Genomic DNA, 13,229 nt, shown 5'->3' with positions numbered 1-13,229 from the left:
GTTATTCTGAAATGAATATGCGTTTCACATCAGCTTTACTTTTTCTTACAGTTTTTGGATGTAAAAACGATAAGAAAGAAATCTTAATTACTAAGGATCCAGAACAAATAGTAATAATTTCTAAATATGCTCCTTCCAATTCTAAACATTTTTTAAACCAAGATAGTTTGGGAGTAAAACAAATGGATACGACAGGTGCATACCGGTATGTAGATAGTCCAATTTTCGAATATTATGATTCTCAAAACAATGTTCAAATATGGGAGCCTAAAATCAAAGAATTAGACACACTTGTCATACCTCATTATCAAGAATACTTGGAACTCAGTTCGAGAAATAGTTTTACTGCATTGTCTCATACGTTTCTTGTCAAAAATGGGGATACAATAATTTTTACGTACCGAGACAAAATACCACATTTGGAATTTTCCAACCGGTCTACAAATGATTTAGAAGCTAATTACAGCTCAGTAAGATTAAAAACCCTATTCAAAAATAAATACACAAGTCATTACAAGGTGTATTTTGGTTTTTTATTAGAAGAGAATTACGAGCTCGATGCTACAACCATTAAGTATTATAAAGATGCATTAAGGGATAATGAGAGAGAGATAAATTTTTTAGATTCTTTAAACGAGGCTCGAAAAATATCGGATACTGACTATAAATATCGTATTGCAGCATTAGCTGAATTAATGGAAAGGCATAAATCAACTAACACTATTCAGAAATGGCTAAATAACAACAAAGGTCTAAATATTGAGACCTTAACACCAAGTCAAGTTAGTTTTGATTTATCACATACAGATTCTTTGATGGGTTTTCATTTTTTTAGAAAGTACTTAAACAGCATATCTCAATATAATCTTGCATATATTACCGAAGATAATGGAAAATCCGGTGGCTCATACATTGATTCTAGAGCTCGATTTGACTCTATTATCCAAGATGATAGATTCAATCAGACAGCCAAAAATTATCTTTTATTAGATGCTTATGAAGGAATTATAATGGACTTTGGAGTAAAAGACAAACAAAAATATTTTAACAAGTTACAGCAGAATACTACTAATCGAACCCAACTCGAAAAACTTCGAAAAAAACATAACCTTGATTTCGATTTCTCGGACATACTTCAATTGACAAGCATAAATAACAATAAAATCACTTACACAGAATTATTAGAGAAGAATAAGGGTAAATGGCTCTATGTTGACTTTTGGGCTAGTTGGTGCGCTCCATGTAGACAATTCATGCCGGCATCAAGAAGGCTTAAAAAAGAATTTAAAAATAAAGGAGTAGAGTTTATTTATCTAAGTTTAAATGATAACCAGAAAAATTGGAAAATAGCAATCATTAAAGACTCCACTGAAAACGCTCAACATTACTTTATTGAGAATGGAAATACTTCGAAAGTAATAGAGGATTTAGGAATTGAAACCATACCTCATTATTTGATTTACAGTCCAGAAGGTAAATTAATTAATGGTTATGCAAATCGCCCGGGTAGGGGTGCTAAAGAGCAATTGCAACAGTTAATTGGCAATTAGAAAAAGGTTAGTAAATAGCACAATTACGCTTATTGCCTTGATTTTAAAGGCAATGCCGTGCGAATGTCGGGTCAAATTTCGTAAAATTCATAGGTTTCGTTTTATCTTGAGCTTAACATTGCGGAACACTTTAAAAACGCAAACAGATGAAACAACCGGCATTAGGTAACAAGATTATCGAGTTACGCAAACAAAAAGGATTTACACAGGAAGAGCTCGTAGAGCGCTGTAATATTAACGTGCGGACGCTACAGCGCATAGAAAGCGGAGAAGTATCTCCAAGAAGTTATACCATCAAAACGATATTATCTGCCTTAGACCATGATTATGAGGAGCTGTATGGAGAAGAACAGGCTTCGGACGGGAACAGTATCGTCTTGGGTTCCGAGACTGAAGCTAAATCGGTTCGGTTTTTACTAACCGCTGCTGCAGTTTCCGGAATACTATTTTTAATCATAAGCACCTTTGAAGGTTTTGGAGACTATTATCGATTTTTTGATGAGGAGCTTATTTTTAGTATACCCGTTCATATTCTAATCAAAGTACTATCTTACGCGAGCTATGCGTTCTTTATTTATGGATTCTTGATCTTGGGTAAATTATTCCAGAATTACTTAATGAAAATTGCATCCGTACTTGTGATAGTGGTGCTGCTTCTTTTTTACATCTATGACATTACTTCACTCTTTTATGAAATTGCATTGCCCATGGAGGGAGTTCTTGTTGCTGAATCAATTATCATGGGAACACTCGGGGTACTCTTTGGTATAGCTATCATCAAATCAGCTAAAAAATGGGGTGTCTTGGGCTATGTCGCGGGCGGATTGGAAATTTTTACCTCGGTCTGTTTTCTTACTGTCGTACTCGTCTTATTAGGCTTGTTTACACAAGTGCCAACAGTAATTTTGGAAGTGGTACTATTGGTAAAAGTAAGACAGATGATTGTTTCTAACTAAGAACTAGCTATTATAAAATTCAATCGATGAGAACGTTTAATTTAATATGCATCATACTAGGATATGTAACTTTCATCTCGCTCTTTTCTTGCCAAACCAAGCAAGATAAATTTGTATGCAAACCGTGCGATTTACCCTGCGATGACGTTACTTTTAGTGAACCGGGAACTTGTCCATCTTGCACTATGGAACTCGTCAAGAGAAGTGAATTAGTTCCTGAACCAGCACTTTTGGTGAATGAGATAAACATTCAGAACGGAAGTGGAAAATTCTTAGTTGAAGGTGGTTTTCAAAAAGAGAAAACAATTACCGTACATTACTATAAACCTTCAAAACTAACACCAGAATCACCAGTTATACTAGTCTTGCCAGGAGCTGGACGAAACGGAGACGACTATAGGGATGCATGGGTTGAGAAATCAGAAAAATACAACATTCTTGTCTTGTCACTTGAGTATTCGCAAAAACACTATCTCGGATTCCCTGGCTATAACATGGCCGGAATGATTACCAATGTTCAAATGAACGAGGAAAGAACCGCTGTAACGCAATACGAGCTAAGTGAAAACCCAAAAGAATGGATTTATAATGATTTTGACCGAATTTTTAATCTGGTAAGAAGTCAACTTAAAATGCATACTAATGCGTATGATATGTTCGGACACTCCGCGGGAGGGCAAGTGGCGCATCGTCTGACCATTTTTAAACCTGATAATAAGGCCAATAGAATAGTAGCCTCCAATTCTGGATGGTACACCCTTCCATTGGATACAATAGTATTTCCGTATGGATTAAAAGATAGTCCAAGGATATCTAAAAAAGTAGATTTTACCACCAGTTTAATTCTGTTTTTAGGTGAAGATGATAATGCTAACGAAACTAGAGGCGATTTAAGACGATCGCCAGAAGTAGACATACAAGGGTTGCATAGACTTGCGAGAGGGAAGTACTTTTACCATAAGTCGAAAGAAATAGCGATAGAAATGAATGCTGATTTTAATTGGGGATTAGAGATAATCCCAGACGTTGGGCATGATTATAAAGAAATGAGTAAAGCTGCAGCTGATTTTCTATATAAATTAAAATAATCACAATCCGTAACACAGTTTTTGTGGTTATCTTGCAATTAAATAACCCACACTAACTACAAATGGAGCTTAATTTAGCTGAAAAATTGGCAATCGTAAAAATGATTTATTCTATGGTATATGCAGATGGTATCGTACACGATGGAGAAATCAACGAAGTAAGTAAATTGATGAAGGAAATCGATTTTGATAGTAATCAAATTCAGTTTGCGCAAAATATTGAACAGGAGCAAAGTATTGCCATTTTACAGAAAATGACCGATGCTAAAAAGAAAGCGTTGACCAAAATTCTAGAAGATGTAGCAAAATCCGACGGCTTCGTTCATGAAAAGGAAACAGAACTCCTCAATAGTGTCTTTGCTTCACTACAGGCATAATTTTGGTTATTTTATTGAATTGGTATCCAGTGATATATTGGCTTTTGTGTTTGGCGGGGCAGGACCGTAAAAGGGAAGTAATTTATACTTATCGGCAAAACGACCCCCCAAATCCTCATCGATAGGGGTTTTAACTAGAACAGTGTTCCATCTTCCTTCTATTCCTATATAAAGCTTGTCCGCGTCCTTAACTAGGTCTTGTTGAAATAAACAATCTTCTACCACCCTTAAAATATCCTTTCTGAATTCGGGTTTTATCTTTTTTATATTTTCTATACGAAGTAATACCAAGAGTTTATCGTCCTTTTGTTTTGTAAAATAGCTGATGTCTTTGGTTTCTAAACCGCTAATAATATCATAGTCTACGCATTCTTTTAACAGGTAGGTGACCGAATCTTTATTACGCTGTAAAATGCTGGTCATTTTGGCCATGTCCGCAGCTAGCAGTTCCGTTCTAGCATCTACTTTTGCCTTCATGGTATTCTCGCCCTGCGATCTTAAGTACACGCCATAAAAAGATATACTCATCATAATGGTAAAAAATACGACAAGAACAAGGCATCCACAGCCTTGCCATAAAGGCCGTTTGGCCGGGTTGGTAAGATTTTCCCGTTCCAGGGCCCGTTGCATCTCGGGGGTGAATTCCTTGGACGAATAGGACTTTTTACAATGCGAACATTCCGCTACATTTGTTTTGAACAACGGTATTATAGGAATCCAAAAGAAATGAAAATAGGTACTGTAAGTTTTTGCCACTAAAGAATCTGAAGTACTGCAAAAGGGACAAACGGTCTTATTAAGCCTATGCTGCTTTATCTTACTAGCCCGGGTTCCAAAAAAATAGATCATAGTATACCTCTAAAGTGTTGTTTAACGTCAAAACTATAGTATAGATTGTGATAGGAACACCCTATTTACAGGGAAATTGACGGGGTAGTATATGTTTTCAATTTATGATGAGTTTGGTTTTTAGTGTAAAACTGTACTTTGTTGCAATGCTTTGGTGGTTAAAAGGATGTTTTATGGAAGGCTTTTTGGTGCAAAAGAGTCCCTATATTTGATAGCGCATTAAGATTTAGGTTCAATTATTGGTATGGATAGGATATGAAAACGCGATTAATAGTTCTTTTAGTGCTTTTGTACGGTTTAACTGGAATAGCACAACATGTTATATCTGGGAATTTTACACCGGCAACCGAGTTTAAATGGCTTATTGCCTATGAATTAACACCGGGGGGTCAGCGTTATATGGCCGATACTGCAATCAAGAATGGGTATTTTAAGTTAGAATTGCCAGAAAACGCTGCTGTAGGTATGTATAGGATAGTATATGCAGTGCCACAAGATGAGTTTTTTATCGATGTGATATATAATGGAAAAGAGGATATCGAATTTAATTTTAATCTGGAGGACGGTATGACCATTGTGGCATCAAAGGAGAATAAGGTCTATTACAACTACTTTTCTGAGGTAACATCGTTAGAGCGTCAGTTGGTGGATTTTTATGAGGCTGGCGCTACATCTAAAAAGAAATTTAAGGAATTAACGAAAAATTTGTCCGAAGTACAAGCGCGATACGAAGCACAAGGGTCGGATTTATTGGTGCATCAACTTATAAAAACCAACGCGCCATACCTGCCGGATAGCTATCAAGATTCAGATCGCTATTTTATGACCAAAAAGAAACGCTATTTTGAGGCTATAGACTTTAATAGCAGATTTCTACAGTCGTCGGAATTGTTAAAGCAAAAGCTGTCAAACTATGTTTTTACCGTCCGGCCAGTGCAGGTAAAAACAACGGAAGCAACACAAAGTACCATTTTAGCCAATATAGAAGAAATTGCCGAAAAACTTGGCGATAGCCCAATACCCTTTAAAACGGCTATCTTCCAAATGTTATGGAGAACAGCTAATAAAAATAAATTACATAGGGTTTCGGATACTATTTTTAGTAGGTATTTAAAGGATTTGGCAACGCAGAACGGAGATCAGGCCTTAATTGATGAGATTGAGCTTTCTTCCCGATTAAGAATAGGAGTACGCTCTCCTGAAATTTCATGGGAGGAAGACGGAACAACGAAGAAGTTGTCTGGTCTGGAAGGGGCAGAACAATATGTACTTGTATTTTGGAGCAGCACTTGTTCCCATTGCTTAAAGGAGTTGCCTGCACTGCATAGAGCGTTGGCTTCATACCAAAACGTAAAGGTAGTAGCTGTAGGCTTAGAGGATGATGACACGCATTGGAAACAGGAAAAAGGCAATTTGCCCAATTTTGAACACGCCATAGCTTTAGGTAAATGGGAAAGTGATTACGCCCAGCTTTTTGGGATACAACAAACGCCCACCTATTTTGTTTTGGATACGAACAAACGTTTTGTTGCCCAACCTGAGAACGATAAGCAAGTGGTTTCTGTTTTGAACCGAGAACAATAATATTGTTTCCTTATAGTAATTTAAGGTCTTTAATCGTCTTAAAGGCAATGTCTACCTGTTCATCGTTTACGAGTATGGTAAATTCGTTTGTGGTAGAAATAACTTCGTACAAAACAATACCTTCCCAGGCCAATCGCTGAAATATAAAGTAATAGATACCAGGAACAGAAACGTTTTCTGCGGGTAGTTTTACCGTAATGGAAGAAAGTTCACTTGACTTTTGGGTACATTTTTCACCTGCAAATAGTCGCTCTACTATGTCGTCCATCACATTGCTGATGACGATGTTTATTTCATTCACACCTCTTGAGGAAGTGTAAAAAACATCCTGATTGGTGTTGATTTCTTCCAATAGCTTAGCCTGCTGTGTAAGAATAGTATCGGACGCTAAAAAAGTATAGTCCGTTAACGAGGACCTTACCGTAATTTCGCCAATATTTTTAAGAACTTTAATGATTTTGTGGGTAGCCCTAAATTCTAAATCGTCCGATAGTCGTTTAAGTGCCATCACAATAGCTCCGTTTCTAATATCCTTTCCCAGTTCTTCCTCGATTTCGGGTTTTACGATTCGTGAAAGTGAAGTTAAATTGATAATTCCTTGGGCTAAAGCACTTTGTAAAAATGGTTTTTTCTTGATATACTGCTCTACTACAGAAGATATTGTTTTCATAATGAACGGATTATTTTCAAATATAACAACTTGTTACAAATAAAACAATATGTGTTGTGTCCTAATTATAAAAACTCAGGGATATTAAAAGTGATAAAAGGCATTTTCTAAATGTTCGATTTCGAAACGGCTCTTATTTTTTAGGATGGTGACAATGTCAAATCGTACTTCTACATCTAAATCGGCGTTTAGAATATAATGGTCGGCTGCCATCACCAAAAGCTTTATTTTTTTAGGTGTAACCGTTTCAGCTATATTTTCAAAATAATCGGATGTTCTAGAACGTACTTCTACAATAGCTACAATATTTTCTTTCTTGGCGATAATGTCAATTTCGGCTTTTAAATATCTATAATTCCTATACGCTATGGTGTACCCTTTCTTTAACAAGTAATCTGTAGCAATCTGCTCACCTTCTTTCCCAAAATCATTGTGTTTTCCCATAAGATTATATTCAAAGATGGTATTTCATCGAAAATATGTGTTGTTCAGCTGTTATTTTCGATTTTAGAATGTACATTCGAATGTCAGTTAACGAAAATAACGGGTTTAGTGTACTAAGCCAAATTTCGTTACGTTACAGTATGAGCCCCAACTCTATGAACGTAATTTACTAACGCTTTTTAAGACTATGGAATATTTCATTAATTGTAATACTTCTACTCTTGCGCCCTACAACCTACCCTTGGACCAACAAAGGGCACAGCACCTTTACAGAAGGTTAGGATTTAGCGCATCGGCAGAAACTATTAGGCAGGCCGTAGGCCAAAATGCGGGTAACCTTGTGGATACGCTGGTAGACCAAGCCCTAAATATGCCTCTTTTACCAGCACCCGTTTGGGCAGACTGGACCAACGCTAATTATCCCGAGGATGGCGATGCCAGAAGGCAACTCAGAAACGAACAACGAGGTCAGTTCCGATTGGACTATGCGAATGGTTTACTCAAGAATAACCTGAGGGATCGTTTGAGCTTCTTTTGGAGCAATCATTTTGTGACCGAAGTTGATGTATACGATTGTAATTCCTTTCTTTACTACTATATCAATTGTTTGCAACGGAATTCTCTAGGAAATTTCAAAACCTTTGTTAGCGAAATTGGACTTACTAGCGCCATGTTGTTTTATTTGGACGGCGTTTTCAATAACGGAAACAATCCCAATGAAAACTATGCTCGGGAACTTTATGAGTTATTCACCTTGGGAGAAGGACAGGGATATACCGAGCAAGATGTAATAGAAACGGCCAGAGCGCTTACCGGTTATGTAGAACGAGGAGAAGAGGGTTGCACGCAAGTGACATTCAGAGCCGATAGGCATGATGAAGGTACTAAGACTATCTTGGGACAAACAGGAAATTGGGGATATGATGATGTCATCGATATTCTTTTCAACGAAAGAGCCGATCAAATCGCTTTTTTCATTTCAAAGAAATTATATAAATTTTTTGTACATCCAGATGCTTTGGCACCCGAAGCTGAGCCGATACTAAACGAATTGGCCGCGACACTGGTAGCCAATAACTTTGAACTGGCACCCATGCTGAGGCAATTGTTCAAAAGCGAACATTTCTTCGATGATGAGGCTATTGGTGTTATCATTAAAAGTCCGTTCGATTTATATTTTAATACATTAAATGAGACCGATTTCGCTTACACGGATACCAACATAAGCGAAATGGCAAATTACAGTAGGCTATTGAGCCAAGAATTATTCGATCCTTTTGACGTAGCCGGTTGGCAACGAGATCGACAATGGATCAATAACAATTTTATCATTGGACGATGGCTCACCATGGAGAGTATCCTAGAGGTGTTTTTTCAACAGGATAATGAACAATTTAGAACGTTAGGGCTATCCATTACCGGCAATATGGGCTTAACCAGCAATGACCCGGATGTTATCGCTAGATTGATCATAGATTTTATTCTACCGAAAGGTCTCTTGACCGAGACGGATTACGATAGGGCAATTACCATTTTCAGGGAACCCTATGAAGACAATAATATCTATGAGACGGGAGGTTGGAGCATGATGCTTCAAGATGCTTCATTACAAGTATATCTTTTAATGCAATACCTCGCAAGACAACCCGAATATCAATTAAAATAATACCTACTACTATGTGCCATACACACCATACCCCTCATAAAGGATTACAACACGACGGTCACGATGACGAGCATAAATACTGGAGTCGCCGTTCATTTATACAAGCATTGGGAATAGCCGGATCTGGCTCCATGATGCTTGGTTCAAATATGCTTACTGCAAATGCGCCTTCGCCCTTATCGGCTGGTATTGCTGCTGCAGAAACAGACAATATTCTTATCCTTATTCGTTTATCCGGTGGGAATGACGGTCTCAGTACCGTGATACCAATTGAGCAATATGATGCCTATGCGAATGCAAGGCCAAATATTTATATCCCAGAAAGTAAAGTATTAAAACTTACGGACGAGTTTGGAGTACCTTCTTATATGAGTTCTTTAGAAAGTATGTGGGGCGAAGGTCAGTTTAAAGCTGTTCATGGCGTAGGATATGAAGGACAAAGTCTTTCTCATTTTACAGGTTCCGATATTTTTGCCAATACCGATATTGAAACCAATGGTTTTAGTGGGTTAAATACTGGTTGGATGGGTAGACACTTTGAGAATATCTATCCAGATTATCTTATTAATCCTCCAGCTGCACCTGCGGCCATTCAAATTGGACAGTTCGGCAATTTGGTATTCCAAGGCGAGGAGACCAACTATGCATTTACTACCTCCAATATTAATCAGCTTGAAGAAATTGCTGAATCCGGAGTAGTTTATGGTTTGGAAGATGAGCTTTTTAACAACTGTATGTACGGCGACCAATTAAAATTTCTTAGAGGAGTCGCCAATACCACTTATGAGTATTCAGGTTTAATACACGAAGCTTTTATGCGTGGCGAAGCACTAGGATGCGGTGTTGAATATCAGGACAACTCTTTTGCAAGACAGTTATCCGTTATTTCCAAATTAATAAAAGGGAACTTGGGCACCAAGGTATACATGATTTCAATGGGTGGTTTTGATACACATGGTAATCAACCTTTGGCTCACGAAAGACTTATGTCCAATCTCTCTATTGCTATCAATAATTTTTATGAGGATTTAGCTTGTACACAGCAAGATGAAAAGGTATTGAGCATGACTTTTTCAGAATTCGGTCGTCGAATTTTTGAAAATGGGTCTAATGGTACCGATCACGGTAAAGCAGCACCTACCTTGTTTTTTGGTTCTGGACTTAACGGCAGTGCCTTTGTTGGTGATCACCCTACCTTGGAAGATCCCGATGGAAGAGGAAACCTAGAATACACGATGGATTTTAGGGACTTATATGCTACGGTACTTGCGGAATGGCTTTGTGTTGATGTCCCTTTAGTTGAAGCTCATTTGCTAAATTACAAACCTTATGCGCCTGTTAATTTAGGGTTCAGCTGCAGCGGTGAGGCCTTCCCGGATATTGCTTATAGCGATGGAGATGTCACCCCGCCCACGCCTGTTGATCCTGAAGGCAGTGACCCAGAAGATAACCTTTTCGACCCAAATCTTTTAAATGCTGTTGTTCATAAACCCTACTATCCAACGGACAGTACACCACATATTTACTTAGAAATGCCGTTTACGGCACACGTAGATATTCAGTTGTACAACATTTTAGGACAAAATGTAGGAACCGTCTTTAATGAGATGATGATGGAAGGTTCTACAGAAATAAATATACGAGAGCGCTTGCCCGAACACCTATCTACCGGAAAGTACATTTATCGTATTAGTGTACAAAATCAAAGAATGAGTAAATCCGTTATGGTAGCTTAAACTGTTTCCCCACTATGTAACTTAACCTTCGGTCGTATCTTTTAGATGCGTCGAAGGTTTTTTTATATACCATCTTTAGCATAAATCGTTTCCATAAAACAGGGCAGTCACTTTTGCTACCCTATAGCAACCTATTTACAGCAACAATTTCAGTATTTTTGTGGCTTAATCAGATTTAGATGTCCACAATAGAATCACCAAAAAGATATACGATTACAGCAGCATTGCCGTATACAAACGGACCTATTCATATAGGTCATCTGGCCGGCGTTTATGTCCCGGCAGATATATATGCACGTTATTTAAGGGGTGTCGATAAAGATGTAGCCTTCATTTGTGGCAGCGATGAGCATGGGGTTGCTATATCCATGAAAGCGAAGAAAGAAGGTATTAGCCCCCAAGAAGTGGTAGATAAATATCATGAAATTATCAAACGATCTTTTTTAGATTTTGGAATTACGTTCGATAACTATTCTAGAACTTCGGCACCTATACATCATAAAACAGCATCCGACATTTTTGTAAAATTGTACGAGCAGGGTGATTTTATAGAAGAAACTACAGCGCAATTATACGACGATGAAGCAAAACAGTTTTTGGCCGATCGCTTTGTTACGGGCGTTTGTCCTAAATGCGGTAACGAAGAAGCTTATGGAGACCAATGCGAAAATTGTGGGTCTACTTTAAACGCTACGGATCTCATTAATCCTAAATCTACCATCACTGGGTCTGTTCCTACCACTAAAGAAACTACCCATTGGTTTTTGCCATTAGATCGCTATGAGGATTTTCTGCGAAAATGGATTTTAGAGGGACACAAGAACGATTGGAAACCCAATGTATACGGACAATGTAAATCCTGGATCGATGGCGGATTGGAACCTAGGGCGGTAACTCGTGATTTAGACTGGGGAATTCCAGTTCCTGTAAAAGGAGGTGAGGGAAAAGTACTGTATGTCTGGTTTGATGCTCCTATTGGCTATATATCCTCTACAAAAGAATGGGCTTTTCAACAGGGAAAAGACTGGGAGCCGTACTGGAAATCCGAGGATACCAAATTAGTGCATTTTATAGGGAAGGACAACATTGTATTTCACTGCATCATTTTTCCTGCCATTCTTAAAGCACATGGGGAATTTATTCTCCCCGAAAATGTACCTGCAAATGAATTTTTGAATTTGGAAGGGAACAAATTATCTACCTCTAAAAATTGGGCAGTTTGGCTACATGAATATTTACAGGACTTTCCGGACATGCAAGATGTGTTACGGTATACCTTAACGGCCAACGCTCCTGAAAGCAAGGATAATGATTTTACTTGGAAAGATTTCCAAGCCAGGAATAACAATGAATTGGTAGCTATCTTTGGTAACTTCATCAATAGGGTCGTTGTTTTAACGAATAAGTATTATGACGGGCAGGTGCCACTTGCAGGGAATTTTTCAAATGTAGATGTAGAAACCCTGAACGCTTTAAAGCAATTTCCTGAAACTATCTCGAGTTCCATTGAGCGCTACCGTTTTAGAGAAGCGGGACAAGAACTCATAAATCTAGCACGACTGGGTAACAAATACCTGGCGGACGAGGAACCATGGAAGGTAATAAAACAAGACGAGGAGCGAGTGAAAACGATTATGTTCGTTGCCTTGCAAATTGCAACCGGATTAGCAGTATTGAGCGAACCGTTTTTGCCGTTTACAAGTGGTAAGCTAAAAAGTATACTTAACGTCACGTCGAGCGCAGCTGAGCTGTGTTGGCAAGACATAAGCACCAATGATGTGCTACTCCCTTCCGGCCATAAAATAAGCAAAGCTGAACTCCTTTTTAGAAAAGTAGAAGATCAAGAAATTGAAGCGCAATTAGCAAAACTGGAAGCTACTAAAAAAGCAAACGAACAAATGAATAAAGCCGTAGAGCCTCAAAAGGAGACCATTACCTTTGATGATTTTAGCAAGTTGGATATGCGTGTAGGGACTATTATAGAAGCTGAAAAAATGGCGAAAGCCAAAAAGTTATTGGTATTGAAGGTAGATACCGGTTTGGATATACGCACCATTGTTTCAGGAATTGCGGAGAGTTTTACGCCAGAAGAAATTGTTGGTAAACAAGTTACAGTTCTGGTGAATTTGGCACCACGGGCCTTAAGAGGGGTAGAAAGTGAGGGCATGATTTTAATGACCGAAGATGCAGATGGTAAGTTGGTATTTGTGAATCCGGATGCGGTTGGAGTTGGGAATGGGAATACTATCAACTAGTACGATACTCCTAGATTTCCTACGCTGAATGAGTTTTTTTAGTCTCCTTATTTA

General features: G+C 38.1%; 11 protein-coding genes. 8 read left to right on the top strand and 3 right to left on the bottom strand.

Features of this window, described 5'->3' with window-relative positions; genetic code table 11:
* Positions 1 to 17: 17 nt before the first annotated feature.
* The 4 genes from MS6x_RS08295 to MS6x_RS08280 all read left to right on the top strand — a co-directional run bounded on the left by MS6x_RS08295 (position 18) and on the right by MS6x_RS08280 (position 3,971).
* A complete protein-coding gene (locus MS6x_RS08295; RefSeq protein WP_482606800.1) occupies positions 18 to 1,550 on the top strand; it encodes a TlpA family protein disulfide reductase in 1,533 nt (510 codons plus the stop codon).
* 146 nt (positions 1,551 to 1,696) lie between these two features.
* Positions 1,697 to 2,506: a helix-turn-helix domain-containing protein gene (locus tag MS6x_RS08290; RefSeq protein ID WP_482606798.1), complete on the top strand. Its 810-nt coding sequence runs from the start codon at positions 1,697 to 1,699 to the stop codon at positions 2,504 to 2,506.
* A 185-nt stretch (positions 2,507 to 2,691) separates the two neighbouring features.
* The gene (locus MS6x_RS08285; protein ID WP_482606796.1) at positions 2,692 to 3,594 is read left to right on the top strand and encodes an alpha/beta hydrolase family protein; all 903 of its coding nucleotides are present in this window, start codon (positions 2,692 to 2,694) and stop codon (positions 3,592 to 3,594) included.
* 62 nt (positions 3,595 to 3,656) lie between these two features.
* Entirely contained in the window at positions 3,657 to 3,971 is a 315-nt protein-coding gene (locus tag MS6x_RS08280) for a tellurite resistance TerB family protein (protein ID WP_482606794.1), read from the top strand.
* Positions 3,972 to 3,977: 6 nt separating this feature from the next.
* Here MS6x_RS08280 and MS6x_RS08275 read toward each other — a convergent pair whose 3' ends face one another.
* On the bottom strand, positions 3,978 to 4,820 hold the full coding sequence (locus tag MS6x_RS08275) for a zinc-ribbon domain-containing protein (protein ID WP_482606792.1): 843 nt from the start codon (positions 4,818 to 4,820) through the stop codon (positions 3,978 to 3,980).
* Between the two features lie 255 nt (positions 4,821 to 5,075).
* Between MS6x_RS08275 and MS6x_RS08270 the strand changes: the two genes are divergently transcribed.
* Positions 5,076 to 6,404 (top strand): TlpA family protein disulfide reductase, encoded by a 1,329-nt coding sequence (locus MS6x_RS08270; protein ID WP_482606790.1) that lies wholly within the window; start codon positions 5,076 to 5,078, stop codon positions 6,402 to 6,404.
* A 10-nt stretch (positions 6,405 to 6,414) separates the two neighbouring features.
* Here the strand turns inward: MS6x_RS08270 and MS6x_RS08265 are convergent, their stop codons facing one another.
* Both MS6x_RS08265 and MS6x_RS08260 read right to left on the bottom strand, forming a co-directional pair.
* Positions 6,415 to 7,074, bottom strand: coding sequence for an aspartate kinase (locus MS6x_RS08265; RefSeq protein ID WP_482606788.1), 660 nt, complete (start codon positions 7,072 to 7,074; stop codon positions 6,415 to 6,417).
* An 84-nt stretch (positions 7,075 to 7,158) separates the two neighbouring features.
* The gene (locus MS6x_RS08260; protein WP_482606786.1) at positions 7,159 to 7,518 is read right to left on the bottom strand and encodes a YraN family protein; all 360 of its coding nucleotides are present in this window, start codon (positions 7,516 to 7,518) and stop codon (positions 7,159 to 7,161) included.
* A gap of 187 nt (positions 7,519 to 7,705) precedes the next feature.
* Here MS6x_RS08260 and MS6x_RS08255 point away from each other — a divergent pair, with 187 nt between their 5' ends.
* The 3 genes from MS6x_RS08255 to metG all read left to right on the top strand — a co-directional run bounded on the left by MS6x_RS08255 (position 7,706) and on the right by metG (position 13,175).
* Entirely contained in the window at positions 7,706 to 9,184 is a 1,479-nt protein-coding gene (locus MS6x_RS08255) for a DUF1800 domain-containing protein (protein ID WP_482606784.1), read from the top strand.
* Positions 9,185 to 9,195: 11 nt separating this feature from the next.
* Complete coding sequence (locus MS6x_RS08250; RefSeq protein WP_482606783.1) at positions 9,196 to 10,920, top strand: DUF1501 domain-containing protein; 1,725 nt, start codon at positions 9,196 to 9,198, stop codon at positions 10,918 to 10,920.
* A gap of 179 nt (positions 10,921 to 11,099) precedes the next feature.
* Positions 11,100 to 13,175 (top strand): methionine--tRNA ligase, encoded by a 2,076-nt coding sequence (gene metG / locus MS6x_RS08245; protein ID WP_482606781.1) that lies wholly within the window; start codon positions 11,100 to 11,102, stop codon positions 13,173 to 13,175.
* The last annotated feature ends 54 nt before the right edge of the window (positions 13,176 to 13,229 follow it).

Source organism: Maribacter sp. MS6, assembly GCF_056839185.1.
Note: the sequence above shows the minus strand (reverse complement) of the source record. Positions and strands in the feature narration are given on the sequence as shown.

Excerpts from the sequence above, each read along its gene's own strand:
- MS6x_RS08285 (WP_482606796.1), top strand. The coding sequence starts at position 2,692 with ATGGAACTCGTCAAGAGAAGTGAATTAGTTCCTGAACCAGCACTTTTG.
- MS6x_RS08250 (WP_482606783.1), top strand. The coding sequence starts at position 9,196 with ATGTGCCATACACACCATACCCCTCATAAAGGATTACAACACGACGGT.
- MS6x_RS08265 (WP_482606788.1), bottom strand. The coding sequence starts at position 7,074 with ATGAAAACAATATCTTCTGTAGTAGAGCAGTATATCAAGAAAAAACCA.
- MS6x_RS08275 (WP_482606792.1), bottom strand. The coding sequence starts at position 4,820 with ATGATCTATTTTTTTGGAACCCGGGCTAGTAAGATAAAGCAGCATAGG.
- MS6x_RS08280 (WP_482606794.1), top strand. The coding sequence starts at position 3,657 with ATGGAGCTTAATTTAGCTGAAAAATTGGCAATCGTAAAAATGATTTAT.
- MS6x_RS08260 (WP_482606786.1), bottom strand. The coding sequence starts at position 7,518 with ATGGGAAAACACAATGATTTTGGGAAAGAAGGTGAGCAGATTGCTACA.
- MS6x_RS08290 (WP_482606798.1), top strand. The coding sequence starts at position 1,697 with ATGAAACAACCGGCATTAGGTAACAAGATTATCGAGTTACGCAAACAA.
- MS6x_RS08270 (WP_482606790.1), top strand. The coding sequence starts at position 5,076 with ATGAAAACGCGATTAATAGTTCTTTTAGTGCTTTTGTACGGTTTAACT.
- metG (WP_482606781.1), top strand. The coding sequence starts at position 11,100 with ATGTCCACAATAGAATCACCAAAAAGATATACGATTACAGCAGCATTG.
- MS6x_RS08255 (WP_482606784.1), top strand. The coding sequence starts at position 7,706 with ATGGAATATTTCATTAATTGTAATACTTCTACTCTTGCGCCCTACAAC.
- MS6x_RS08295 (WP_482606800.1), top strand. The coding sequence starts at position 18 with ATGCGTTTCACATCAGCTTTACTTTTTCTTACAGTTTTTGGATGTAAA.